At 57.2% G+C, this 25,149-nt stretch carries 21 protein-coding genes; 9 read left to right on the top strand and 12 right to left on the bottom strand.

Features of this window, described 5'->3' with window-relative positions:
• Positions 1–55: 55 nt before the first annotated feature.
• Complete coding sequence (locus tag ACUN9X_RS05025) at positions 56–3,808, bottom strand: DUF1631 family protein (RefSeq protein WP_445472383.1); 3,753 nt, start codon at positions 3,806–3,808, stop codon at positions 56–58.
• Between the two features lie 213 nt (positions 3,809–4,021).
• Between ACUN9X_RS05025 and ACUN9X_RS05020 the strand changes: the two genes are divergently transcribed.
• Positions 4,022–5,116, top strand: coding sequence for an aminopeptidase (locus ACUN9X_RS05020; RefSeq protein WP_445472382.1), 1,095 nt, complete (start codon positions 4,022–4,024; stop codon positions 5,114–5,116).
• Here the strand turns inward: ACUN9X_RS05020 and argA are convergent.
• The 3 genes from argA to ACUN9X_RS05005 form a co-directional block, all read right to left on the bottom strand.
• Positions 5,100–6,410: an amino-acid N-acetyltransferase gene (gene argA / locus ACUN9X_RS05015; RefSeq protein ID WP_260038381.1), complete on the bottom strand. Its 1,311-nt coding sequence runs from the start codon at positions 6,408–6,410 to the stop codon at positions 5,100–5,102. The two genes, ACUN9X_RS05020 and argA, sit on opposite strands and share 17 nt — an antisense overlap.
• A gap of 94 nt (positions 6,411–6,504) precedes the next feature.
• Positions 6,505–7,719: an acetylornithine deacetylase gene (gene argE, locus ACUN9X_RS05010; RefSeq protein ID WP_445472381.1), complete on the bottom strand. Its 1,215-nt coding sequence runs from the start codon at positions 7,717–7,719 to the stop codon at positions 6,505–6,507.
• A gap of 3 nt (positions 7,720–7,722) precedes the next feature.
• Positions 7,723–9,315 carry a hypothetical protein gene (locus tag ACUN9X_RS05005; RefSeq protein ID WP_445472380.1) on the bottom strand — a complete coding sequence of 531 codons (1,593 nt, stop codon included), beginning with the start codon at positions 9,313–9,315 and terminating at the stop codon, positions 7,723–7,725.
• Between the two features lie 203 nt (positions 9,316–9,518).
• Here ACUN9X_RS05005 and ACUN9X_RS05000 point away from each other — a divergent pair, with 203 nt between their 5' ends.
• A complete protein-coding gene (locus ACUN9X_RS05000) occupies positions 9,519–9,953 on the top strand; it encodes a PilZ domain-containing protein (RefSeq protein WP_260038387.1) in 435 nt (144 codons plus the stop codon).
• Between the two features lie 48 nt (positions 9,954–10,001).
• Here the strand turns inward: ACUN9X_RS05000 and argB are convergent, their stop codons facing one another.
• The 4 genes from argB to coaBC form a co-directional block, all read right to left on the bottom strand.
• Positions 10,002–10,898, bottom strand: a complete 897-nt coding sequence (gene argB / locus ACUN9X_RS04995) for an acetylglutamate kinase (RefSeq protein ID WP_260038389.1) — start codon at positions 10,896–10,898, stop codon at positions 10,002–10,004.
• 171 nt (positions 10,899–11,069) lie between these two features.
• On the bottom strand, positions 11,070–13,742 hold the full coding sequence (locus ACUN9X_RS04990; RefSeq protein ID WP_279307135.1) for a phosphomannomutase/phosphoglucomutase: 2,673 nt from the start codon (positions 13,740–13,742) through the stop codon (positions 11,070–11,072).
• Between the two features lie 63 nt (positions 13,743–13,805).
• Entirely contained in the window at positions 13,806–14,267 is a 462-nt protein-coding gene (gene dut, locus ACUN9X_RS04985; protein WP_260038391.1) for a dUTP diphosphatase, read from the bottom strand.
• Between the two features lie 51 nt (positions 14,268–14,318).
• Positions 14,319–15,512, bottom strand: a complete 1,194-nt coding sequence (coaBC, locus tag ACUN9X_RS04980; protein ID WP_260038394.1) for a bifunctional phosphopantothenoylcysteine decarboxylase/phosphopantothenate--cysteine ligase CoaBC — start codon at positions 15,510–15,512, stop codon at positions 14,319–14,321.
• 160 nt (positions 15,513–15,672) lie between these two features.
• On the opposite strand from coaBC, the gene radC reads away from it, so the two are divergent.
• The 3 genes from radC to rpmG all read left to right on the top strand — a co-directional run bounded on the left by radC (position 15,673) and on the right by rpmG (position 16,935).
• Positions 15,673–16,377 (top strand): RadC family protein, encoded by a 705-nt coding sequence (radC, locus tag ACUN9X_RS04975; protein ID WP_260038396.1) that lies wholly within the window; start codon positions 15,673–15,675, stop codon positions 16,375–16,377.
• Positions 16,378–16,530: 153 nt separating this feature from the next.
• On the top strand, positions 16,531–16,767 hold the full coding sequence (gene rpmB, locus ACUN9X_RS04970; protein WP_260038398.1) for a 50S ribosomal protein L28: 237 nt from the start codon (positions 16,531–16,533) through the stop codon (positions 16,765–16,767).
• Between the two features lie 12 nt (positions 16,768–16,779).
• Positions 16,780–16,935 (top strand): 50S ribosomal protein L33, encoded by a 156-nt coding sequence (rpmG, locus tag ACUN9X_RS04965; protein ID WP_096783935.1) that lies wholly within the window; start codon positions 16,780–16,782, stop codon positions 16,933–16,935.
• 111 nt (positions 16,936–17,046) lie between these two features.
• Here the strand turns inward: rpmG and ACUN9X_RS04960 are convergent, their stop codons facing one another.
• From ACUN9X_RS04960 to ACUN9X_RS04950, 3 genes are all read right to left on the bottom strand, one after another.
• Complete coding sequence (locus ACUN9X_RS04960) at positions 17,047–17,907, bottom strand: endonuclease/exonuclease/phosphatase family protein (protein ID WP_260038399.1); 861 nt, start codon at positions 17,905–17,907, stop codon at positions 17,047–17,049.
• Positions 17,908–17,935: 28 nt separating this feature from the next.
• A complete protein-coding gene (locus ACUN9X_RS04955) occupies positions 17,936–18,568 on the bottom strand; it encodes a thiol:disulfide interchange protein DsbA/DsbL (RefSeq protein ID WP_445472379.1) in 633 nt (210 codons plus the stop codon).
• A 217-nt stretch (positions 18,569–18,785) separates the two neighbouring features.
• Positions 18,786–19,394 carry a c-type cytochrome gene (locus ACUN9X_RS04950; protein WP_260038401.1) on the bottom strand — a complete coding sequence of 203 codons (609 nt, stop codon included), beginning with the start codon at positions 19,392–19,394 and terminating at the stop codon, positions 18,786–18,788.
• Between the two features lie 138 nt (positions 19,395–19,532).
• On the opposite strand from ACUN9X_RS04950, the gene yihA reads away from it, so the two are divergent.
• Positions 19,533–20,201, top strand: coding sequence for a ribosome biogenesis GTP-binding protein YihA/YsxC (gene yihA, locus ACUN9X_RS04945; RefSeq protein WP_260038402.1), 669 nt, complete (start codon positions 19,533–19,535; stop codon positions 20,199–20,201).
• Between the two features lie 220 nt (positions 20,202–20,421).
• On the opposite strand, the gene ACUN9X_RS04940 is transcribed toward yihA, so the two are convergent.
• Positions 20,422–21,075: a TetR/AcrR family transcriptional regulator gene (locus ACUN9X_RS04940; RefSeq protein WP_260038403.1), complete on the bottom strand. Its 654-nt coding sequence runs from the start codon at positions 21,073–21,075 to the stop codon at positions 20,422–20,424.
• Positions 21,076–21,310: 235 nt separating this feature from the next.
• Between ACUN9X_RS04940 and ACUN9X_RS04935 the strand changes: the two genes are divergently transcribed.
• From ACUN9X_RS04935 to ACUN9X_RS04925, 3 genes are all read left to right on the top strand, one after another.
• Entirely contained in the window at positions 21,311–22,756 is a 1,446-nt protein-coding gene (locus tag ACUN9X_RS04935) for a coniferyl aldehyde dehydrogenase (protein ID WP_445472378.1), read from the top strand.
• Positions 22,757–22,855: 99 nt separating this feature from the next.
• Positions 22,856–23,473 (top strand): hypothetical protein, encoded by a 618-nt coding sequence (locus ACUN9X_RS04930; RefSeq protein ID WP_445472377.1) that lies wholly within the window; start codon positions 22,856–22,858, stop codon positions 23,471–23,473.
• Between the two features lie 18 nt (positions 23,474–23,491).
• Positions 23,492–25,084, top strand: a complete 1,593-nt coding sequence (locus tag ACUN9X_RS04925; protein ID WP_445472376.1) for a GMC family oxidoreductase N-terminal domain-containing protein — start codon at positions 23,492–23,494, stop codon at positions 25,082–25,084.
• Positions 25,085–25,149: the final 65 nt, after the last annotated feature.

Genomic DNA, 25,149 nt, shown 5'->3' with positions numbered 1-25,149 from the left:
TGACTGCCAGTGGGCGCCGCAATATGGGGCAGCATAGCGGGGATGTGAGAATCTGTCAGCTCAGGATGGTATTCAGCAACTGCGGCTTTTCAATCACATAGCCCTGAGCGTAGTCGACACCCAGGCTGCGCAGCATGTCCAGGGTAGCCCGATCTTCCACCTGTGAGGCAATCACTTCACGCTTGGTGTAGTGGGCCATATCCACCATGGAGCGCACCATCGCCCTGTCGGCTTCATTGCTGACAATGTGGCGGGTAAAGGCGCCATCAAGTTTGATCAGGTCCACCGGCAGGCTTCTCATGTACTCGTAAGACGTCGGGCCGCTACCGAAATTGCCAAGACAGAACCGGCAACCCAGTTCTTTCATCTCGATCATGAAGTCAGCGACTTCCTGCAGATTATGGATAGCCGCTGCTTCAGTGATTTCAAACCAGAGGCGCTCGATGGGGGCGTTCTTCTGGCTCAGCTTTTCATATATAAATTCAAGCAAGGACGCGTCGTTGAGCGAATAACCGGACAGGTTGATACAGACTCCGCCCAGCTTGCGGGCGGCTGATTCCGAATCGCGCAGTGCGTCCAGCATTCGGCCCACCACCCAGCGATCGACGGCCTGCATCCGGTTGTAACGCTCAGCCATACGCACGAATTCTGCGGCGGTAATCAGATTGCCGGCATCGTCATACATACTGATCAGGATTTCATACTGGGTGCCCATTTTGGCGTCAGCATGAAGCGGTATCAGCTTCTGGCCCCGGAGCAGGACCTGATCTTCATCGAAGTTGCCCAACCCGGCCACCTTGGCGGCAATTTGCTCCTGCTGGGCCTGTACCTGGGCATTCATGGTGTAAGTGACCACACGCCCGTTACCCAGCTGTTTGGCGCTCTTGCAGGATGCATCCGCAGCCTTGAGCCAGCGCTCGGCTGTCACCAGCGCAGGTTCGTTGGGGGCAATACCGGCGCAGGCAGAAAAGCGATAGTGGCGACCGTTGTACTCGAAATCGAGCGCCTCGATCCCCGCGATCACGACCTTGACCGCCGCCTCGCAACCCTCCGCCGGGAACAGGAATGCGAACTCGTTGCCGTCCAGACGCGCCAGCGGCAATTCAGGCGCCACATGCTGGCGCAGTGTTTCTGCCACGCGGGCAAGGGCGTCATCGCCTGATTTGAATCCGGCTGTATCGTTAAGCAACCGGAACTGACGAAGATCGATCTTCACGAGGCTCAATGCCTGCTCATCAGGCCGGGTCAGATGCTGCTCAAGCACCCGCTCAAATTCCCTGCGTGCCAGCAATCCGGTCAGCTCATCATGAGTCGAAACCCAGGACAGCTGGTCGTATACCTGCTTGACCATTCGGTCGATACTGTCGTCGACCAGAGGCCGCTCGTAACTTTCGTCCGGCACCAGAATGCCCTGCTTGAGCTGATGCGCCAGCTGCTCCAGTGTCAGCTCGACAACTCGCATCCCCTGATGATTGACGAAAACAAAGCGACTGAACGCCCGGGCAATCCAGACCAGCCGGACATAGTAGGGCTCATTGGGGTTATCCTGATTGCGCAGCCAATCCCCCACAGACAGGCGCTGGGCGCGCGCAGTCCAGCGCTGAAGACTGCGCAACTGCCGCTCGGTGGCCTTGTCTTCCGGCGTTTGTACCGGTGCGGCTTCGCGCGGAACATCGACCCGTTCAACCTCGGCACCCGGCCCTTTAACCAGAAACGACTTGAGCTCATCCCTGATCTGGGCAGATGGCAGGTGATTGCTCGAAATAGACGCCAGGCCGTCCTGAATCATCCGCAACAACTCGGGAAGATTGATGCTGGCGCCCTCGTTATCGGCGAAGGCCATCAAGGAATCCAGTACCGACAGGTAATCCTGCCACAGCTGACTATCCGGCCCTTGCCGGATCCATGTCAGCGAAAGCAGATCACGCCAGCCGCCGTTCAGCAAACTGAGCACCGGCTTGGGTACCTGGCGGCCACCCAGGCGCTGGTCCAACACATCAGTCACGGCCTTTTTGGCCTCCGCGACTTTCTGTGCGCCTTCAGCGGCTGCGCTGACCCGCTCGACATTGCGACGGTAAACCAGATTCTGGCGCTCGATCAGCGTATCCAGCTCGCCCCGCACACTCTCGAACACGGCCGTGTCCTGGTCGAATTCCCGCGTGATGCGTTGAACCATTTCGTCCATACGGCGCTGAATCACCGGGTTCACACGCCCACCCTTGATACCCAGTTGGGCCATCCGGTTCATGACACCTCTCACCGGACTGCTTTGGTCGTCAAAAAACGCCCGGTCGCGCAGCACGACTTTCAATACGGGCACTTCCAGGTGGCGCATCTGCTGACGCACCGCATCATTCAATCTTGGGCTATCGACCACACTGCGAAAGAACTGGTCGACCACATCAACCGTTTCCTGCTGGGCCTCATCCAACGCCGCATTACTGGCGTCGCGCACCTGCTCTACGACCCGTTCACGCAATGGCTGGTCACTAGCAGCTGACGCCTCAGTGGCGGATTGCTGCATCGATTGCAGTTCGCGCTGAAACTCACCGGCAGAGAGCTGTCTGGCGTCCGGCAGGTAGGGCGCAGGTGCACTGACACCGGCCTCCTTGCGACGGGTACTGAGCGTCGATAACAGATTGCGCACGGTGGCGAATGCAGTCTGGGCGCTTTGGGAATGACTTCTGAAGGTATCCGGGGACGGCGTGCCGCCGGGCTTCACGCCGCCATGTCGAGTCGATGCGGGCAGCACCGGCTCGGGGGCTTTGGCTGGCGATGCCGGAGCCGCCTTCACCGTTGGCTTTTCCGGCTCCTTGCGGGGCGTTCGGTCACTGAGATAACGACTGAGGTCGAGATCTGGCAGAACGCCCTGACGAATCAGTATCTGGTTCAGTGAGGTGTAAAGCGATTCGAGCTGCTGTAATACCAGTTTGTCGAATACCTTGAGGCAGATTTTCTCGACGTCCCGCGACGCCTTGAAATGCTGCAGGCCGTTGTGGAAAGCCTCACAGATCAACGCCGGCCCCAACGGATTATGATGGCCTGTGGCGTTACCTACTCCCAGCTTGTCCAGCCGCATACGCAGCTGAAGCAGCTCGCCACGGTAAAGCGTATCCGCTTTCGTCACCATAACCTTTATGGTCAGCCAGTCCTCAAACTCGCTCTTGTCTACCAACGACAGCTCGCTACCGGGCGCCCCCTTGCGCTCGGGCTTGAGCGGCGATTCCAGCGCAATCATCATCTGATGCCAGATTGCCCGCTGGCGTGAAGCCAGTTGACCCGACGCATCGAGCAACTCGTTTGCCAGCTGATCCGAAGGGGCATGCTGGGCCGCTTCACTGAGGGTACTGACCATGCCGTCAAAGCATGGCTCCATCAGTTGTTCGATGTGCTGAATAACGGTCTTGGCACACTGATGCAGTACAAACTGCACGCGCTCACTGGGAGGCTTGAGGTGGGAGCGTTCCTGATTGGCACTGGAGCCGAGCTGTTGCAACATCGCGTTGAGGGCAGCCGGGCTTTCCCGGGTGAAATAAACCCCCATCGCGCCATCCATGAGACGGGCAACCTGCACATGCATGTCATGACGCGACGCACCATCGGCACTGCGAAAGCGGATTAGCAGGTCATCCGGGCGATGCGCCTCGGAGAGCGCACCACGGACCCGCTTGGCGGTATCGCCCGAGAAACGGATGAACAGCCCTTCCGCACAGAAATCAGCAATCTGGCAAGGCCATGACTGATCGTCCGTGAGATAGAGTTGTGCTGCGAGCTTTATGGGTTGCCGAGTACTGGCACGTCGTTCCATCGAATCTCTGAATACCCTGCCTGTGGATCGCTCTTGCGGGTGTGCGACACCGGCTAACGTGTTGAAGTCGCCGCCCGCATCATGAATAAAGCGGTATGCTGAAGTATAGTATCTGCCACCGGCTCCACGACCGGCATTGACAACCTTTTACAATCCGCAGTACCCCGGCGGCGATCACCGCCGGGGACGGCCTTCCCTGAGTGATTCTGCCTGATGTATCAGCTTAGCCAGATCTATCTACTTTCGCTACTGATCTTTAGTCTGACCGGTTGTTCAGGCATCCATTACTACCAGCAGGCAGTGACCGGTCAAATGACACTACTGTGGGACCGCACCCCCATTGAAGACGTACTGGATGATCCTGCCACTGATGAAGCTTTACAGCAAAAGCTGAACCTGGCGATAAAGGCTCGCCAGTTCGCCGGCGACAACCTGGCGCTGCCAGTCGACGGTACGTTTTCGTCGTACGTAGAGTTGAACCGGCCCTATGTGGTTTATAACCTTGTGATCGCGCCCCGTTTTTCACTGGCGCCGCAACAGTGGTGCTATCCGGTCATTGGCTGTCAGGCTTATCGCGGCTTCTTCCATCTGGAGGATGCACAGGAGGAAATGTCCGGTTACCCATCGGATGAGTACGATCGGTTCATTGGCGGGGTCAGTGCCTATTCGACCCTCGGCTGGTTCGATGACCCTCTCCACAGCGGTTTTACCAATTTGCCGGACGACCGGATGGTGGCACTGATTTTTCACGAACTGGCGCACAAGGTGGTCTATGTTGACGGCGACACCACGTTCAATGAAAGTTTTGCCACGACGGTGGAGCTGGAAGGACTGAAGCGCTGGCTGATTGCAGAGGGGCAACCAGAGACCTATAGCCACGCCAAAGTCCGCTGGCAGAGGCGACGCGACACGATCCAGCTGGTTGAGCAAACGAGTGAGCAACTGAACCGGCTTTATCAGGCAACTGATACCCTGCCCGAGCAAACCCTGATGGCCCGCAAGCAGGCATTACTGGAAGCACTCAAGACAGACTACGCTGCGCTCGAAACACGATGGGGCGAACCCGGCCCACTCGGAGGACTTGTCGACCAGGCCAATAACGCGATTATCGGCCTGCTCAAGCAATACAATGGTGACGTCCCGGCCTTTCAGCAATTGCTGAAGGACAGTAATGGCGACTTCCTGGTGTTCTTCGAAAAGGTCCGTGCGCTGGCTGAGCTGGATGCCGAACCACGCCGGCAGCAGCTCGACAACCTGAGAAGCCGCCAGACAGAGCCCGCTGAAGTGATGATTAGGCCAGACGCTTAACAAACACTTTGGAATTTCGCTTCACGTTGTAACTGGCAAGCTTCGGCCCGGGCAAGGACTGGACGCTGCTGGGCTCAAATCCACGCTCGCGGAACCAGTGTTCGGTCTGAGTGGTCAGTACAAACAGACGCTCGATACCTCTCTCACGCGCGGTCTTCTCGACCATCTCCAGAATCTCGTCACCACGGCCGGAACGCCGGTACTCCGGATCAACCGCAAAGCAGGATAGCTCGCCGGATTTTTCCTCCGGATATTCATGCAGTGCGGCACAGCCCACGATAGTGCCGTCGCGCTCAACTACGGTGAAACGGTCAACTTCTGTTTCCAGCATCTCACGTGAACGGCGCACCAGAATGCCCTGCTCTTCAAGCGGCTGTATCAGGCCCAGGATTCCGCCGATATCCTCCACTACGGCCCGGCGAATCTGCTCGTAATCGTCATCGCTCACCAGGGTGCCGGAACCATCACGCGTGAACAGCTCTTCAAGCAGCGCACCATCGCGTACAAAGCTGATAATCTGGCTGCGACGAACCCCGCGAACGCAGGCATCACAGGCAGCACGGATCAAATCAGCGTCATGACCTTCCAGCGAACTGTGCTCCAGCAATCCACGCGCCTGACGCACTGTCAGCTCACGAATCAGCTCGCCATCTTCATCAAGGACCCCATCTTCATCGGTGAAAATGATCAGTTTTTCTGCTTTCAGCGCCGAGGCAACCTGGCTGGCAACGTTCTCGTAGGACAGGTTGAATACGTCACCCGTCGGGGAATAACCCAGGGGTGGAAGCAACACAATATGTCCCAGCGCCAACAGGGATTCGATGCCGGCCACATCGACACGACGGACTTTACCCGTATAGCCGAAATCCACCCCATCCAGAACGCCCACAGGACGCGCTGAAACAAGGTTACCGCTGCTGACCCGAATCCGCGCGCCATGCATCGGCGAGTTCACCAGCCCCATCGAAAGCCGGCTTTCCAGATGTGATCGCAGCGCGCTGGCCGCTTCAATTACCAGCGGCAACTGATCTTCCGGCGTCACGCGCAACCCGTCGCAGAAGGTAGAATCCAGCCCTGCCTGATCAAAGCGCTCCTGAATCTGGGGGCGCGCACCAAATGCCACCACCAGCCGCACGCCGAGGCTGCTCAACAGTGTGATGTCGTGGATGATGTTGATCAGATTTTCATGGGCGAGCGCTTCCCCGCCCAGAGTGAGCACAACGGTTCGGCCCCGGTGGGCATTAATATAAGGGGATGAATGGCGGAATCCGTGCAGCCAGTCATTGGATTTCAAGCGCGTTGTCTCCTCGTTGTGACACATTAGATGTGCGGTCAAATAAAAACAGTCAGAACCGATACAATCGGTCAGTATGGGTTTCAGCCGAAACTCAGCTCTTCAGCTCAGCGGCTGATGCGTCATCGACACAAAAATGCTGGATCAGACGCGACAAGATATCCACCGCCGGCTTGACCTGGGACAGGTCGAGATATTCATCCGGTTGATGGGCCTGATCGATGTGACCTGGCCCCATGACCAGCGTTTCCATACCCAGCTTCTGCAGCCAGGGCGCCTCAGTTGCAAACGCCACCGATTGTGCGCTGTGACCCGTCAGACGCTCGCAAACTTTCACCAGCGCCGCATCCGGCGAGGTTTCAAAAGGCGGCACACCATCGAACAGCGGCTCGAAACGCATACCAAGATTGCGCTCGCGAGCCAGCGGCTGAATCCGATCGAGAATAGCCTGACGCAATTCATCCATCTGCATGCCCGGTAACGGGCGTAAATCAAAGTGCAGCTCGCAGTTGGCGCAGATCCGGTTCGGATTGTCTCCGCCATGAATGCATCCCAGGTTCAGGGTCGGCACCTGCACATCAAAATTGGGATTCTGGTAGCGGTTCTGCCATTCCCCCCGCAGGGTCAGCAGCTCCCCAATGGCAGCATGCATGCCTTCCATCGCGTTACGGCCCAGAGAAGGGTCGGACGAGTGACCTGACTGGCCGTCGAACACCAGCCGCTCCATCATGATGCCCTTATGCATGCGCACGGGTTTAAGCCCGGTGGGCTCGCCAATTACTGCGTAGCGCGCCTTGGGCCGGCCCGATTCCGCCAGCGCCCGGGCACCGTTCATCGAGCTCTCTTCGTCGGCGGTCGCCAGAATAATCAGTGGCTGCTTCAGGGGCGTTCCGGTAAACGCTTTGGCCGCTTCAATCGCCAGCGCAAAGAAGCCCTTCATGTCGCATGTGCCCAGCCCGTACCAGCGATCATCACGATCGGTCAGCTTGAAGGGATCACTCTGCCAGCGTTTGTCGTCATAAGGCACGGTGTCGGTGTGACCGGATAGCACCAGCCCGCCGGAACCACTGCCAAGCGTCGCGATAAGGTTATATTTACCGGGCATGCCCGGCACCGGCAAGATTTCCACTGCGAACCCCATAGGTTCCAGCCAGTGGGCCAGGGTCTGAACGACCGATTCGTTGCTGTGATCCCACTCCGGCGATGCACTCGAGATCGACGGCTGAGATACCAGTGACGCTATCATGTCCCGGATTCCCGGAGGCTGAGCACCTGCAACCGCATTCGCCCGCACTTTTTCGCCACTCATGGATCAGTTCTCCAATTCACCATTCACGTTGTTCGGCCCGGTTGACGGCGCATCCTGCACCGGCTGCTCGGCCGGTGCCAGTTCATCATCATTGCCGGCCGGATCGAGTAACCGGTCAGGCTCTTGCACCGGGGTGCGCCTGACGCTGGTATCGTCCGGTACCTGCGATTGTTCTGGCGAGGCATCAGGCCCTGTTGTAGCGCTTTCAGCGCCTGTAGCGGGCTGACCCTCTGCATTCACATTTTCATCCATACCCGCTTCGTCGCCGGCAGAGCGGGTGTTGGCCTCGTTCTCCGGCGTTGCAGCAGGCGCTTCGGGTGCGGGTGGTTCAATGCCGCGATCGCCCTGGCGGCGCCATACTTCAAACAGTGTAATCGCAGTAACCGGCAGCGGATAGGCCACTTCGCCACCATCCACAATTCGGGTCAGGTTGAGGCGACGATCATCCGTTCCGGACAATCGCCCCTCCACCACACGGCCACTGCTCAGCGTCACCCGTACATCACGCCCCACCCACCGACTAGCTTCTTCCGCGTCCGAGATGCGAAAACGCTGCTGAGTCGGCGACTTGTCGGCCTGCATTTGCGACTGGGATCCGGAGGTCAGCACGGGGTTCGGTTTTTCGATCTCGCGCACGAACAAATCCGGAACACGGGCGCCGTTGTAAAACACATCAAAATTATCAAGTTGCGGATCGGCACCAATTTCAGGCGCTGAGACACCACGGCGAGGTAAACCATACAAAGGATCACCCGCAGTGAGCGTTGCCTTGAGTTCACCTCCATCCCGCATCCAGACCTTGTAAAGTGCCAACAGCTGATCACTGGGCTTGTAGCCCAGCTTCGCCAGTCGCTGCGCAAAGTCAGCGGCAGCCTTGCCGGCCCAAACATTCACATCCGTATCCGCTTCGCGGGCGCAAAACGCGGCTACACGCCGCATGAACCCACCATCACGCAGGGTGAACAGCACCTGCCCGCTGTAGGCTTCCAGACCTTCCTCTGAAAGCCCCTCTGTCAGCCCATGGTCCGGCAATCGCAAGTCAAGGCTACCGAGCTTACCGCCGTTGACTTCAAGCGCCAGACCACCTTCAGAGCCGTCCGATGCGCTGCGGGACAGCTTCAGGTCAGCCGCAACCTGATCCACTCCCAGTGCCATCAGCTGCGACAAACCGAGTTCGCCTGTGCCGCATGGGACTTTTAACAGACCAGACTGCTGAATGCCGTCCTCCGACGCCACCCAGTCACGCATGAGGTTGGTATCCATCGCCATCCGGGCATTCTCGACATCCGCTTCCCAAACCTGTGGGAGCGGCCCACCGGTGAGCATGCTGATCAATGAGGAAGGCGAATCGGCAATAAACGTAACGCGGTTGATTTTCAGCGGTTGGGTCACGCTGAAGTGCTGGTATTCAATATCGTAGACCGAGACCTGCCCGGCAATACTGGAGCCGATCCCACCCCATTTCAGCACCCCCTCACGGGCAACTGATTCCTGTAATTGCGTCAGGGTTTGGTTCACCTGATACCAGGCTGCGCCCTTGAATGCGACATACCCCAATAGCAAGAGACCCACGAGAGACAAAAACAGCTTTTTCATGCCGACTACTCTTTAAATCTGATGATAAGAACCCCAGAACTGATCGTGAAGACACCCACTTTTCAGAGGTATTCTGAAGTGTTATTCCCTGGCATAGAACCTGGCAAGCTATACTCTAGCAGGTTGCGGGCCATTCGCAGGGAGTGACCGCGCATTTTCGGCTGAGACATATCTCGAAATCATATCGGAGAGACTTCAGCGGCATGATGAGTCAGCACGAACGCGCTTTTATTCGCCACCCGGCTGATATTCCACTGGAGGTCAGCCCTCACACGGTCGCGCGCACCACCGGTGCAGTCCGGAACCTGAGCCCGGGCGGACTGGCGTTTTCGTCCACTCGTCCCTATCCGATCGGCAGTGATATCCGCCTCTGCATTCGCTGCTCACCCCACCCACTGGATGTACTCGGGCAAGTCATGTGGTGCGAAAGCAGCTCCGAGGGATATGAGGTCGGCATCGCGTTCTACAGCCCCAATGACGCCTATCACGTCAGAATGGTGGAGCAGATCTGCCAGATTGAACAATACCGTCAGGATGCGTGGAGGCAGGAAGGGCGTTGCCTGTCACAGGAGCAGGCCGCGCGGGAGTGGATTGACCTCTACGCCGATCAGTTTGCCCAGGGTGGCTGGTCAGAATAAGCTGCCAGCCAGCCTGGGCAATCACTGCCGACGATCCAGTCCGAAACCTCAGTTCCGGGAAATCAACGTACCGACGCCCTCGTCAGTGAAAATTTCCAACAGTGTTGCGTGCGCGACCCGGCCATCAATGATGTGCGAGGTCCGGACACCGTTCTCGACAGCATTCAGTGCGCAACGGATCTTCGGCAGCATACCGCCGTAAATGGTGCCGTCTTCGATCAGCTCGTTCACCTGTTTCGCCTTCAGGCCGGTCAGCACCTTGCCATCCTTGCTCTTGAGGCCGGACACATTGGTCAGCAGGATCAGCTTCTCCGCATTCAGGGCCTCTGCAACCTTGCCGGCTACCAGATCGGCATTGATGTTGTAGGAAGCGCCATCCTTGCCCACGCCAATTGGCGCAATCACGGGTATGACGTTGCTCCGCGTCAGCATGTTGATCACTTCGGTATTGACGCTTTCCACTTCGCCCACGTGGCCGATATCGATGATTTCAGGGCGCGTCATTTCCGGCGACTGCTCGACAACTTCCAACTTGCGGGCGCGGATCAGGTTGGCGTCTTTTCCGGTCAGGCCCATCGCGGTGCCGCCCTGCTGATTGATCAACGAGACGATTTCCTTGTTCACCTGGCCACCCAGAACCATTTCAACCACATCCATGGTTTCACTGTCGGTCACGCGCATACCGTTAACGAAACGGGATTTGATATTGAGCCGCTCAAGCAGATCGCCAATTTGAGGGCCGCCACCATGGACCACAATCGGATTGATGCCCACGGTTTTCATCAGCACCATATCGCGGGCAAAACTGCTTTTCAGGTCTTCGTTCTCCATGGCATTTCCGCCGTACTTGACGACGACAGTCTTGCCTGCGAAGCGCTGGATATAGGGCAGCCCCTTACTCAGTACTGACGCCACCTGCATTGCAGTTTCACGATCCAAAGCCATGGAATTCAACCTTCTAAACCTAAAATAAGCGATACCGCCATCGGCGGTATCCCAGAGATGAATGTCGGACGGCATTTTAGAACAACCGGTCCCGGGCGCAACGCCCTTCAGCCGTTCAGGTGGTAAATACGGACGCCTTCCGGCGTCGGCACAGCCCCACTGTTAACGCGCTCAGAACGTAATCGTCACATCCGGTGCCACCTTCGCAAGCTGGGCGCGGAAAATCTCCCGGATCCGCTCCAGACCGGCATCGGTTTCAGACTCGAACCTCAGCACCAGCACCGGGGTCGTATTGGAGGCACGGCACAAACCCCAGCCATCCGGGTAGTCCACCCGCACGCCATCAATACTGGACAGATTGCCGTCACCAAAGTCGCCTTCGGCACTCAGCTTTTCGATGATGGCGAACTTGTTTTCATCGGTCACCGCAACATTGAGTTCGGGCGTGCTGATATCGTCGGGCAACTCTGCAAAAACATCATCGCTGTCGCGATCTTCAACCCCGAGTATTTCCAGCAGACGGGCAGCCGAATAAAGCCCGTCATCAAAACCGTACCAGCGCTCCTTGAAGAAAACATGACCCGACATTTCGCCGGCCAGCAAGGCACCCGTCTCGCGCATTTTCGCTTTCATCAGCGAGTGGCCTGTCTTCCACATAATGGGGCGGCCGCCCGCTTCGTTGATAACACCGGCCAGCCGGCGGCTGCATTTGACGTCGTAAATCACATCCGCGCCGGGATTGCGCGAGACCACATCGCGGGCAAACAGCATTAGCAAACGGTCAGGCCAGATAATCTTACCGGTATTGGTCACCACGCCCAGACGGTCGCCATCGCCATCAAATGCCAGACCGATATCCGCCTTCTCGGCTTTTACCTTGGCGATCAGCGCCTCGAGGTTTTCCGGCTTGCCCGGGTCCGGATGATGATTGGGGAAGTCGCCGTCAACTTCACAGAACAGCGGAATGACCTCACAACCCAATTCCTCCACCAGTATCGGCCCCAGCTCACCCGCGATACCGTTACCGGCATCCATCACCACCTTGAGCGGCGCGGCGACGGCAATATCCTCGATGATCCGGTCAAGATAGGGACGGCGCACATCCTGCTCCGAATACTGACCCTGGCCCTCGGCAAAATCTTGCGCCTGTATACGTTGCAGCAAATGCTGAATCTGATCGCCAGACAGGGTATCGCCGGCAAGCATCATTTTCAGACCATTATAGTTAGCCGGATTATGACTTCCGGTAACCATGACGCCGGAGCCGGTATTCAGCTGATGGGTGGCAAAGTACAGCACCGGCGTTGGCACCGCGCCCACATTGATCACGTTACACCCGGTGCTCATGATGCCGCGTGCCAGTGCATCTGCCAGTTCAGGGCTGGAGTGGCGGCCGTCATAGCCTATGCACAGGTCCGTCACCTGACGCGCAAGCGCCTCGGAACCGATAGCCTGACCAATCAGACCCACGATTTCGCCCGTCAGGGTTTCGCCCACTACACCGCGAATATCGTAGGCGCGGAAGATAGAAGGAGCCACCTCAACCGAAGGCAGCAGGGTTTCTTCCACATCAAATCCTTCGGCGCCAAAGATATCGTCGCCACCACCGACAGGCTCACCAAAGCCCAGGACGTCTTCATCACCGTCCAGCATATCGATATCAAGCGCGTCAGTTTCCTGAAACAAGGGTTCGTCCACAGCGGATTGCCGACCGCCCTTGCCAGCTGACGCTTTGCCGGAGGCATTGGCGCTGGCCTTAGCCGCCTCTTCAGCCTTGGCCAGGCGCTTCTCGGTGACCTGCGCCAAACGCTGCAAGGCTTCACCGACCGATGCGGCAAGCTCCCACTGGTAAGCCGGCGCTTTCACCCGCTCTCCCACAAAAGCCTTGTGTGCCCATTGGATCATAGCGGCGACATCCCGGCGCACGCCGGATTGGGCTCGATTGACCAGCACCCATACCAGCAGCATGGCAATCACCGCAGGCACGACGACAATCAGCAGCGCCATGACGGGATCAACCACCGGGGACAGTGTGTTGGCCGGGTTATAGGCAATCGACCAGTTGGGCGCTGACAAATCCAGCGACTTTTGCTCGCCACCACCGGCGCCTGCCGCAATCACCGTCTGCGTAGGCCCGGATACGGTCTGATTCAACGCCAGACGCCCGCCCAGCGCCGTGTCCGATACCTGAAGTGCGGGTGCCAGTGCCGAGGCCTCAAAAATAACCAGCAGGGTGCCTTTGATGGCACGGCTGTTGGGATCAGCGACAGGTGTCGCGTACTGGACATACCACTTGCCATCACGAGGGAAGGCATCGGGATGCAACTGACGCCCGGTTTCAGCCCGCTTGGCCAGATCCAGGTTGACAAAACTCAGCTCAAACTGACGGCCAGACTGACGATTGATCTCACCGTAAGGAAAAACGAAAACAGCTTTTGTACCGGGCAGCATCTGCTGCATCTCATCTACCAGGGCACGGCGTTGGGTGGGCTCATCAATCGCCTGCCGCACGCTACCTTGCAGGCTATAACCGGTCACCACGCCTTTGACCAACGCAAGCCGCTGCTCCAGGCGCGATTTTGCCGCAGCCACAACCTGATCAGTCCGTTCTGCCTGCTGGGCATTTTGCGCTGGCTGCAAAACGAGAACGTAAAGCAGCGCGGCCGCAACCAAGCCACATAAAAGCACGACAGCGGATTGCTGCAGGGCAATACTGCCCAAACCTTTCAGTTTTGGCCCTTTAGCGTCCTTTTTTGTCCCTTGCTGCGCCGCCGCTTTTTCCTTCGTCGCCTTCCCTGATTTCTCTGTTGGCGCGTCTGATTCTTTTTTCTTTCCGAGTTTCATAGGATTCCCGTTGTTCTTTTTCTATCCCGCTGGTAGCCACCAGTATAGATGGATCTTTGCGAATCAGGCGGTGCCGGTAGAACCAAAACCACCGGCACCCCGATCGCTCGCGTCAAAGGCCTCAACCACCTCGAAATCAGCTTGCACCACTGGCACCAGCACCATCTGGGCAATGCGTTCTCCCGTTTCAATGGTGAAAGCCGTATTGCCGCGATTCCAGCAGGACACCATTAATTCTCCCTGATAGTCCGAATCGATCAGGCCTACCAGGTTGCCCAGCACGATGCCGTGCTTATGCCCCAACCCTGAACGAGGCAGAATCATCGCCGCCAATGACGGATCACCGATATGAATCGACAGGCCGGTTTTGATCAGTTGGGTATCGCCCGGATTGAGAGTAAGCGGACCATCAAGGCAGGCCCGCAAGTCCAGCCCGGCGGAACCGTCAGTAGCGTAGGTCGGCATCGGCAACTCGTTACCGATGCGTGAATCAAGAATTCGAACCTGGAACGTCTGTCGCGTCATGAATTACGCCTTGCTGCCTGATAGAACACATGTGAATGAAGCGTGTATCGCCTAGCGCGATCTTTCTGCAATTAATTCAATCAATTCCCGTGCCAGAACGGTTTTTTCAGCCGCCGGAAAAGCACAACTGCCATCCGGCCAGAATACAGTGACGGCATTGCTGTCGCTGTTGAAGCCCAACCCGGGTTCTGACACATCGTTGGCGACGATCATATCAAGGTTCTTGCGGCTCATCTTGTCCCGCGCGTAGTGCTCGACATCACGGGTTTCCGCTGCGAAGCCCACTGTAAAAGGCTTGTCTGGCCGGCCAGCCACGGTGGCCAGCGTGTCTGGATTGCGTACCAGTGCCAGCGCCATCGCACCTTCGGTTTTCTTGATCTTGTCACCGGCACAGGTTTCGGGGCGATAGTCCGCCACTGCCGCAGTTGCGATAAACAGGTCGCACCCTTCATCAATGACCTGCTGAGTTCTGGCCAGCATCTCGTCCGCAGTTTCCACCATTTCCCGACGCACACCCGCCGGGCAAGGTAGCGTAACCGGCCCGCTAACCAGCACAACGTCCGCGCCCGCGTTACGGGCAGCCAGCGCCAGTGCGTACCCCATTTTCCCCGAGCTGTGATTGGTAATGTAGCGCACGGGATCAATCGGTTCACGGGTCGGGCCGGCCGTAATCACAACCCGGCGCCCTGCCAGTGCTGTGCCTTTTGCTTGCTCCTGCAGCATGCGCTCCAACAACATCTGCGGTTCGAGCATTCGCCCGGCGCCTACATCCCCGCAAGCCTGCTCTCCCGCATCCGGCCCCCAGATGGCAACCTGAGGGTCAGCCTCAAGCAGTGCGACATTGCGCTGGGTACGAGCATTACCCCACATGGCTTGATTCATGGCTGGGACCACGATGATCGGGGATTCAGTCGCGCAACAAACGGTGCTCAAAAGATCGCTGGCCAGACCATGGGCCAAACGCGCCATAAAATCCGCCGAGGCTGGCGCAATCATCACGTAATCAGCCCATTTGGCCAGCTCAATATGACCCATGCCGGCTTCGGCTTCCGGGTCCAGCAATGATGTTCTTACCGGCTCGCCGCTGAGTGCCTGAAATGTCATCGGCGCAACGAACGCTTCTGCCCCGGCCGTCATAACGACCCGAACCTCATAACCGGACTTTTTCAGCAGGCGAACAAGCTCTGCACTTTTATAGGCTGCAATGCCACCGGTCACTCCCAGTAGGATGCGTTTTTGGGTCATGCCTGCTCCGCGCTTTACGGTGACGGGCCGGGCTTCGGCCAGTCAGAATGATAGTGCCGATAAGATAGCATCGCTGGCCTTCTGCCGACAGCCTGAACCACGTGGTAAACTGCCGGCGCGCAGGACGCGCACTATCTTTTGATCCCGGAGGGAATCGGGCATGACAACACTTGAACACAACCACCAGACCGCCCATAAATCCAGTTGGCCGGCGGATGAACGTCCGCGTGAGCGACTGATGCGCCACGGCGCAGATAGCCTCAGTGATGCCGAACTACTCGCTATATTTCTACGTACCGGAACAGCCGGGCAGCCAGTCATGGCCCTGTCACGATCGCTGATCGACCAGTTTGGAAATCTCCGCAATCTGATGACCGCGTCATCCCGGCACTTCTGCAGCATCCATGGCTTGGGCGTGGCGAAATATGCACAGGTGCAGGCCGCCATGGAAATGGCCCGCAGAGTGCTGGATGAGCCGCTGCGCCAGGGCGATCCACTGACATCGCCTGACGATACACGGCGCTATCTCAGCAGTCGGCTGGCGCACCACCCCCACGAAATATTTGCCGGCCTGTTTCTCGACAACCGACACCGGATTATCCGTTATCAGGAGCTGTTTCGTGGCACGATCGATGGCGCAGCCGTCTACCCTCGGGAAGTGGTCCGTGCAGCGCTTGAGCATAATGCAGCGGCCGTTATATTTGCCCACAACCACCCCTCAGGTGTCGCTGAGCCCAGCCAGGCTGATATCAGCCTGACAAAGCGGCTGAAAGACGCACTGCAACTGCTGGACATACGGGTGCTGGACCATATGGTGGTCGGCCACGGCGAGGTTATCTCTCTGGCCGAAAGAGGGTTGATGTGAATAATTGGACAAATTCCCAACAATTTTTTGCTTCGACCTCGCCATTCTGGTATAAAGGCGTCCCTCTTTCTGGCGGCTTCTGGCTAACATCCAGAGGCTCGAAACAAAGAATTCCGTATATAAAGACCCTTTTAGCTCAGGTCGGAGGCAAAAATGTCCAGAGTCTGTCAGGTTACCGGTAAGCGTCCGGTCACCGGTAACAACGTTTCTCACGCGATGAACCACACCCGTCGTCGTTTTCTGCCTAACCTGCAGAACCATCGTTTTTGGGTAGAGTCAGAAAAGCGCTTCATCAAGCTGCGCGTTTCGACCAAAGGTATGCGTATCATCGATAAAAAAGGCATCGACGCTGTACTGGGTGAACTTCGCGCCCGCGGCGAGAAAGTATAAGGATCCCTAGTCATGCGCGAAAAGATCAAGCTGGTTTCATCTGCAGGTACTGGTCACTTCTACACGACCATCAAAAACAAGCGCAACACGCCCGAAAAAATCGAGATCAAGAAGTACGATCCGGTTGTTCGCAAGCACGTTGCCTACAAGGAAGCCAAGATCAAGTAATTCTGATCGACGCCTCTGAAAAGCCGGCCTCTCTCACGAGAGCGCCGGTTTTTTTATGTCTGAAAAAAAAGCAACGGCAAACCGGCGACACACGCAGAGCGATCGCTCCGATCAGAACTTGCTGAGGTAGCCTTTGGGCAGGGCTATATCCATTGCGATGGGCAGGTGATCGGACATCGGGTGATTGACCACTTCAGCTTTGCGTATTTCCAGCGAGGGGCTGACAAGGATATGGTCCAGCGCGCGCTCCGGTCTCCAGCTGGGAAAGCTGTGGGCAGTCTCCGGTAACGGCAACAGATCGGTTTCGCTGAGGGGCGTATTGCTGAGCAACTGCTCTGCGTGATTGTTCAGATCCCCCATCACCACCACGTGCTTGTATTCGGCAATCATGTCCCGAACATAGCCCAGCTGGCGGTTCTGCGCCGAAGTACTCAGGGAGAGGTGCATCATCACCAGCACAAGCGGGTCATCCGGATCACCAAAGCGAGCCACGATCGCACCCCGTCCCGGAATCAGCCCCGGCAACCGGTGCTCGGTCACATCCAACGGACGAAAACGGCTCAGCAACCCATTACTGTGTTGAGCAAAGCGGCCCAGGTTGCGGTTCAGCTGCTGATGCCAGTAAGGGATCTGGCTGGCCTCCGCCAGATATTGCACCTGATTGATAAAGCCACTGCGCAGGCTACCGCCATCGCATTCCTGCAAGGCCACCACGTCATAGTTGCGCAGCAGGTAGGAAATCTTGTCGAGATTCTCGATACGCCGCCGGTGCGGCAGCACATGCTGCCAACTGCGGGTCAGGTAATGATGGTAGGACGAGGTATTGATGCCAACCTGGATATTGTAGGTCAGCAAGCGAATGTGGTTATGCGGCTCGAAATCCGGCACATGGTCGGTTCCTGAAGACGCACTTTTGACGCCTTCCTGGAACCCCATCAGATCACTGAACTGCTTTCGGATTCGCTGATACATTGCTTGCCAACCTGTTTAGCGGCAACGCTTACTGTGCGTCCCGCTCCTTGGCTACTAGGTAGTCGATCACGTCAATCATCTGCTCGTGACCACCTGCTGTCGACGCGCTGACTTTGTACTTACCGTTTACGATAACTGTCGGCACACCGGTAATGCGGGCAGCGCGTACGCGCGACTGCGCCTGCTGCATTTTGGCGTTCACACCGAAGCTATCGAACGCTTTCACAAACGCATCCTTGTCTACACCGTAATCGGTCAGATATTCACCGATGGCTTCAGGTGTATTCAGCTGTTTGTGATCGCGCGCCAGAGCATCGAACATGGCATCGTTGGTTTTATCGAGAGCACCTAACGCCTGCAGCGTATAGTACGCCCGCGCATGCACCTCCCAGGAACGCCCCAGGGCTGCCGGCAACATCTCAAACTCAACATCGTCTGCCTTGTTCTTATCCCAGGATTCGATAAACGGCTTGAAGGCATAGCAGTGCGGACAGCCGTACCAGAACACTTCGGTGACTTCGATTTCCTCAGGGTTCCGGGTTGGTAGCGGGTTACTCATCACTTCGTAGTGCTTGCCTGCCACAAAATCCGCAGCATTGACCCATGCCGCCATGGGCAACAACAGCATGGTGCAAAGCAAACCCTTCCAGAATTTCGACATTACTTACTCCTATGTATTATTTTCGCGTGAGGCTCAGACCTGACATTGCCCTGAAAGTTCGCAGTACAAGCAAGTTCTGCCGGCGCCTCACATACTCACTTCTTACCCCGAGTCTACCTGCCCTCGCCAGACCCTGCCAGCGCGAGTAAACCCCTGAAAGCAAAAACCCCCGCTTTGCAGCGAGGGTTTTTGAACGCATCAGACGCCTATTCAGTGATCAGTGCAGCCCGGACACATAGCTGGACACGGCATCAATCTCTGCATCTGTCAGTTTGGACGCGATGTCGATCATGATCTGACTGGTCTGACCGGCGCTACGCTCACCATTACGATAGGCGTGCAACTGCTTGGCAACGTAATCGGGATGCTGGCCACTCAGGCGAGGGAAGCCGGCAGGCTCATTTCCCAGCCCCTGAGGGTTGTGGCACCCGGCACAGGCTGCAACGCCGCTGGCAAGGTTACCGCCGCGGAAGAGCTTCTTACCCTTTTCAACCAGTTCGGGATCCGCCTGGCCGATTGGCATGGCCTGCTGATCAAAGTAGGCAGCAAGATCCTGAAGATCCTGATCGGAAAATTCATTCAGGATGCCGGTCATTTCGGTGACCTGACGCTCACCTTCCTTGATGTGTTTCAGCTGGTTGAAGATATAAACCTCACCCAGTCCTGACAACTTGGGATACGCCGGCTGTATTGGCTGAGCCCCGCCCTGCCCGTGGCACCCTGCACAGACGGCCGCATTGGCCTTGCCTGCTTCGGGATCACCTGCGCCATAGGCTGTTGTTACCAGGCCAAAGCCAAGAACAACTCCCGCGATCAGTTTTTTCATGCTCGCCCCGCTCTCATCAAATTTCTTATCTTGGTATTGCCGCCCGGTGATCAACAGTAGGCAGCGCTCTGCATAGATCTGGTGTGATATTATACATTAATCCCAAACAACTGAAATCCAATAGGACATGCCGAGACAGTGCAAGATTCCCCTGAATCCGAAGTCGAGCTCATCAAGCCCATCGCCTTCAACAGCGCCCGATTCCTGATCAGCGCGTCGCGGGTGGCCGAGTGCCCGGACGATGAAGGCACTGAAGTCGCCTTTGCCGGCCGTTCAAATGCAGGCAAATCCAGCGCAATTAATGCGCTCACCGTCAATGGCAAGCTGGCACGCACCAGTAAGACGCCCGGCAGAACCCGGCTGATCAACTTTTTCTCGCTAAACCGCCCGGGTTGTCGATTGGTGGACCTTCCTGGCTACGGCTACGCCAAAGTCGCCAAGGATATGAAACACGAATGGCAAAAGCACCTTGGCGACTACCTGTCGCGCCGGGAAAGCCTGCAAGGGCTGGTACTGGTGATGGATATCCGTCACCCGCTGGGCGAGTTTGACCAGATGATGATCGACTGGTGCGAACAGAGCCAGATGCCATTGATGATTCTTGCCACCAAAGCCGACAAATTGAAGTCTGGCCAGGCAAAACAGGCCATGCTGAGCATCCGCCAGGCACTGAAGCCCTTCGCTTGCGTGCAGCATCTGGTGCAGTTTTCTGCCACTAAAAAGCAGGGACTGGAGGTTGCTCGGGCGGGCATTATTGACTGGCTGGAAACACCGGTAGAAGTGACTGAAGACCCGGACGCAGAATAAAAAAACTCCCGGCCACTGTGTAACCGGGAGAATGTCAGGGTATTACTTCAGCTAAAACCTGAACATTGGGAGCCACCAATCAACTCCTCGGTGCTCCCTGGCTCAGGAAGACACGCCAGCAATCCATTCCGGTACGCGTCTGGAATGTGTGACATGAGGTGGTTTCGAAAGTTTCACCGGTAAGTACCATCACTGACCCTCGCTGTTTTAGGGCCCTCAATCAGTCACCCAGCAAATCCGGACGATACCGGGTCCGGATTTGCAGGACCTCTTCACGGTAATCCGGCATCAGATAGGGCATCTCCAGCGTCAGGACCTGAAAAATGCCCTGTTTGAGCTCGTCACGGGACACACTGTCTGACTCATGACTGGCATGGGCCGTTTTCAGGAACGCCATCCAGTTGGTAATCACCAGCCAGACATTCAGCGCCATCGCTCCCTGTAATTCTTCCGCTTGCCGCTGGACCACGCCCCCCTCGGTCAGACCTGCAAAAATCTGTTTGATCGATGCCAGACAGCGATTGGTAAACTTCCGATAGTCATCCCGCAGCCGCTCATCGTTATCCAGCAAAAACTCCAGATCGCGATGGAAAAAGCGGTAGCTCCAAAGCCCGTCAAACACAGACTCCAGATAGAACATCATATCTGGCAGCCCGAGCGGGCGATCATCAGGTATTTCCAGGTAGTAATTCACCAGCTTCTCGTATTCGAGAAAAATCTCGTAAATGATGTCTGACTTGTTGCGGAAGTGGTAATAGAGGTTCCCGGGCGAAATACCCAGATGCGCCGCAATGTGGTTTGTGGTCACGTTGCGCTCGCCCTTGTCGTTAAACAGCTCCAGGCTGGCCAACAATATTTTGTCGCGTGTCTTCATGAAAATTGCTTTTTTGTTGGTTTGACGAAGCGGCTCAGGAGCACCTGATGGCCTTATTTGCTATTCCGGCATTCTTGACTCTCTAGAGTATATACTCTAATAATATATCCCAACACAACCTGTGCACTTTTTGACCACCCACAAATAACGCCCTGTGTCATAACAAAAGCCGGACCGGCCCCCCAGCCGAAGCCGCCAGACCAACACAGCCGACCAGGGCGAGGAGAGAACCAGCATGTCTGCCAGCGTCGTACAATTGACTGAGAGCAAAAAGCAGATCCAGCATACCAGCCGTATTTTCGACGAGCAGCGCCGGGCTTTCCGCCGTAATCCCTCGCCTTCCCAGACTGAACGTCGGGAAAACCTGAAACGACTGAAGCGACTGCTGCTGTCTAACCAGCAAGCCATGATTGAAGCCATCGATCAGGATTTCAGCTGCCGGTCAGCGGATGAAACGAAGATTGCCGAACTGATGCCCAGTGTGCAGGGCATCAATCACACCCTCAAACATTTATCCGGCTGGATGAAACCCGCCAAACGCCAGGTTGGTATGCTGTTTCAGCCTGCCAGCAACCGCATCCACTATCAGCCGCTGGGTGTGGTGGGCATTATTGTGCCCTGGAACTATCCGCTATTTCTCGCTGTCGGGCCGCTGGTTGCGGCGCTCGCAGCGGGAAACAGGGTAATGATCAAGATGTCTGAGTTTACGCCGCACTTCTCGGCGCTGTTCAAGGACCTGATCGAATCCCACTTCCCGCAGGATCTGGTGTGTGTGATCACAGGTGAAGCCGATGTCGCGGCCGATTTCTCCAGCAAGCCGTTTGACCACTTGCTGTTCACCGGCTCAACCGCCGTTGGTCGCCATGTGATGCGCGCTGCCGCAGAGAACCTCACACCGGTTACCCTTGAGCTGGGAGGTAAGTCGCCAGCCGTTATCGCGGCTGATGTCCCAATGAAAGATGCAGCCGAGCGGATGGCCTTCGGCAAGGCAGTCAATGCAGGTCAAACCTGTGTCGCGCCGGATTACGTGTTGTGCCCGGCAGATCGGGTACAGTCATTTGTCGACGAGTTCCGCGATAGTGTCAACGCCATGTACCCGACCCTGCGGGACAACGCCGACTTCACCGCCATCATTAACGAAAGGCAGTACACGCGCCTCAAAAGCTATCTTGACGACGCGCGCGCCAAAGGCGCAGACGTTATCGAGATCAACCCGGCCGATGAGAACATGGGCGACGGTACCCGCAAAATGCCGATACACCTGGTACTCAGCCCCACCGATGAGATGACGGTGATGCAGGACGAGATCTTTGGTCCGATTCTGCCTGTGGTTACCTACGGCAGCATCGACGAAGCGATTGACTACATCAACAACCGGCCGCGCCCCCTGGCGATGTACTATTTCGGTTATGACAAAGGTGCCCAGGATTACATCATCGACAACACCCACTCCGGCGGCATGTGTATTAACGACACACTGATGCACGTTGCCCAGGACGATCTGCCGTTTGGCGGCGTCGGCCCTTCCGGCATGGGCAGCTATCACGGCCATGAAGGCTTCCTGACGTTCTCTCATGCCCGCGGCGTATTCAGTCGCCAGCGCATCAACAGTGGCAAGTTTGTCTACGCTCCTCACAACACGCCCTTCCACAAAATGGTGTACAAGCTGTTTATCCGCTAACCCCTCTGACAGCAGACAGGCCCGACTTTCAGGCTTGTCTGCTGCCACCGGGCCAACCGAACATCGCAGCCAATAACAACAAATTGCAGGACATCACGCATGCCCCACTCCGGACAGAACGATGGCGTCGCAACCCTGAACCGCCGGAATTTTCTGCGGCTGGGTTTGGGTAGCGCAACCTTACTGGCTGGCGCCAGCCTGACAGCGAACCTCAGTGGCTGTTCGTCATCAGATGCACCCGCCGCTGAAAACACCGCATCCGGCTATCGTTACCAGTTCCTGACCACTGACGACCTCACATTATTCAGGGCACTACTACCCGCAATCGTCGGGCCATCACTCCCCCCCGAACAAGCGCCACAGCAGAGCACAATAGAAGGCACTATTCAGAACATCGATTCAGGGATTGTTCACTTCAGCCGGGCCAACCAACAGCAGCTGCGACAATTGCTGGATCTTCTCAATGGCAGCTTCACCCGCATAACCCTGGCGCGAATGTGGCCCACATGGGAAGAAGCCTCCATCGACGATGTCAGCCGGTTTCTGGCTCGCTGGCGGGACAGCAGTATCGGGCTGTTCAACAACGGCTACATCGCGCTGATCAAGATCACCAACGTCGCTTTCTACGGTAACCCGGCACATTGGGAGGTCTCACGCTACCCCGGCCCGCCCAAGTGGGCTGTCGATGCCCTTCCCCAATTCCAATCACCCGCCTGACGATCTGCTGGAGCTGACATGACGATGCAAGACCCTATTACCCGGGGCCTGGAGAACGGCTGGGCGGTCACTGATGCGACCCGATTAACCGAAAGCCAGACACTGGAAGCCGATGTCGTCGTTATCGGTACCGGTGCCGGCGGCGGCACTACGGCTGAAATCCTGGCCAGTGCCGGTCTCTCGGTCATCATGGTTGAGGAAGGCAAGCTCTATTCCCAGAAGGATTTCCGGATGGACGAGCTGGACGCCTATGCCAACTTCTATCAGGAAGGCATGAGTCGGACCACGTCTGATGGCGGCATTGCTATCATGCAGGGTCGCTGTGTCGGCGGCTCCACCACGGTCAACTGGACCTCGAGCTTCCGTACACCGGACGAAACCCTGAACTACTGGCAGCAACGCTTCGGCCTGACCGACCTGAACCCGGACGCTATGGCACCCTGGTTTGCCGAGCGTGAAGACCGGCACAACATGGCCCCCTGGGCGGTGCCGCCGAATGCCAATAATGATGTTCTGCGCCAGGGCTGCGAGAAGCTGGGTTGGCGCTGGCAAATCATCCCCCGCAATGTGAAAGGCTGCTGGAACCTCGGGTATTGCGGTGTGGGCTGCCCAACGAACGCCAAACAGGGTGCACTGTTAACAACAATCCCGGGCGCACTGGACAAGGGTGCCCGACTGTTTCACGGCTTGCGGGCAGAAAAACTGGTGATGAACGGCGACCGCATCGACCACCTGCTGACCGTTGCCATGACGCCGGACGGCATTCGCGCCGGCAAGGTTAACGTCCGGCTCAAAGCCCGCCATTTTGTGGTGGCTGCCAGCGCCATTGGCTCGCCGGGCCTGCTGCTGCGCTCAGACATTCCCGACCCCCACAAGCGCATTGGCAAACGCACCTTCCTGCACCCGGTTAACGCATCGGTGGCCGAGATGCCAAAGCAGGTTGATCCTTTCTACGGTGCGCCCCAGTCGGTTTATTCTGATGAATTCAACTTCAAGAACGGCGTCGATGGCCCGGCAGGGTTCAAGATGGAAGTGCCGCCACTTCACCCCGGCATGATCGCCGCGGTCAGCCCGAATCACGGCAAAGCCCAGCACCAGTTGCTGAGTCAGCTACCGCACCTGCAATCCGTGATCGCGCTGATCCGCGATGGCTTTCACCCGGACAGTCCCGGCGGGACCGTCTCGCTACGAGACGACGACAGCCCGGTGTTGGATTACCCCATCACCGACTATCTCTGGCACGGGGTCCGCCAGGCCTATCTGACACTCGCGGAGATTCAGTTTGCTGCGGGCGCCCGGCGGGTTCAGCTGATGCATCTGGATTCACCGCGTTTCTCAGGCTGGCGTGAAGCGAAAAAAGCCATCACCGAGATGCCGATGGAACTGCACCGGGCCCGCCTGTTTACCGCTCACCAGATGGGCGGTTGCGGAATGGGTGCTGATCCGGCGGAGTCTGTAGTGAATGGCTTCGGCGAACACCACCAGGTGGCGAACCTCAGCATTCATGACGCGTCGATCTTCCCCACCAGCATCGGTGCCAACCCGCAACTGTCCATCTACGCCCTGGCGGCGCGTAACAGCACACACCTCGCAACCCGACTGACGAGCTGAAACTGCGATGTCTGGCCGTCAGCTCCTCCACGGCCCGGCATCACATTTGAACTGGCAGTAACTCT

The organism is Marinobacter sp. V032, assembly GCF_052645435.1.
The sequence above is the reverse complement of the archived record's forward strand: the minus strand, read 5'-3'. Positions and strand labels throughout refer to the sequence as shown.

Bases quoted from the DNA above. Each gene is read 5' to 3' on its own strand.
- ACUN9X_RS05025 (WP_445472383.1), bottom strand. From the start codon at position 3,808: ATGGAACGACGTGCCAGTACTCGGCAACCCATAAAGCTCGCAGCACAA.
- ACUN9X_RS05020 (WP_445472382.1), top strand. From the start codon at position 4,022: ATGTATCAGCTTAGCCAGATCTATCTACTTTCGCTACTGATCTTTAGT.
- argE (WP_445472381.1), bottom strand. From the start codon at position 7,719: ATGAGTGGCGAAAAAGTGCGGGCGAATGCGGTTGCAGGTGCTCAGCCT.
- ACUN9X_RS05005 (WP_445472380.1), bottom strand. From the start codon at position 9,315: ATGAAAAAGCTGTTTTTGTCTCTCGTGGGTCTCTTGCTATTGGGGTAT.
- ACUN9X_RS05000 (WP_260038387.1), top strand. From the start codon at position 9,519: ATGATGAGTCAGCACGAACGCGCTTTTATTCGCCACCCGGCTGATATT.
- argB (WP_260038389.1), bottom strand. From the start codon at position 10,898: ATGGCTTTGGATCGTGAAACTGCAATGCAGGTGGCGTCAGTACTGAGT.
- ACUN9X_RS04990 (WP_279307135.1), bottom strand. From the start codon at position 13,742: ATGAAACTCGGAAAGAAAAAAGAATCAGACGCGCCAACAGAGAAATCA.
- dut (WP_260038391.1), bottom strand. From the start codon at position 14,267: ATGACGCGACAGACGTTCCAGGTTCGAATTCTTGATTCACGCATCGGT.
- coaBC (WP_260038394.1), bottom strand. From the start codon at position 15,512: ATGACCCAAAAACGCATCCTACTGGGAGTGACCGGTGGCATTGCAGCC.
- radC (WP_260038396.1), top strand. From the start codon at position 15,673: ATGACAACACTTGAACACAACCACCAGACCGCCCATAAATCCAGTTGG.
- rpmB (WP_260038398.1), top strand. From the start codon at position 16,531: ATGTCCAGAGTCTGTCAGGTTACCGGTAAGCGTCCGGTCACCGGTAAC.
- rpmG (WP_096783935.1), top strand. From the start codon at position 16,780: ATGCGCGAAAAGATCAAGCTGGTTTCATCTGCAGGTACTGGTCACTTC.
- ACUN9X_RS04960 (WP_260038399.1), bottom strand. From the start codon at position 17,907: ATGTATCAGCGAATCCGAAAGCAGTTCAGTGATCTGATGGGGTTCCAG.
- ACUN9X_RS04955 (WP_445472379.1), bottom strand. From the start codon at position 18,568: ATGTCGAAATTCTGGAAGGGTTTGCTTTGCACCATGCTGTTGTTGCCC.
- ACUN9X_RS04950 (WP_260038401.1), bottom strand. From the start codon at position 19,394: ATGAAAAAACTGATCGCGGGAGTTGTTCTTGGCTTTGGCCTGGTAACA.
- ACUN9X_RS04940 (WP_260038403.1), bottom strand. From the start codon at position 21,075: ATGAAGACACGCGACAAAATATTGTTGGCCAGCCTGGAGCTGTTTAAC.
- ACUN9X_RS04935 (WP_445472378.1), top strand. From the start codon at position 21,311: ATGTCTGCCAGCGTCGTACAATTGACTGAGAGCAAAAAGCAGATCCAG.
- ACUN9X_RS04930 (WP_445472377.1), top strand. From the start codon at position 22,856: ATGCCCCACTCCGGACAGAACGATGGCGTCGCAACCCTGAACCGCCGG.
- ACUN9X_RS04925 (WP_445472376.1), top strand. From the start codon at position 23,492: ATGACGATGCAAGACCCTATTACCCGGGGCCTGGAGAACGGCTGGGCG.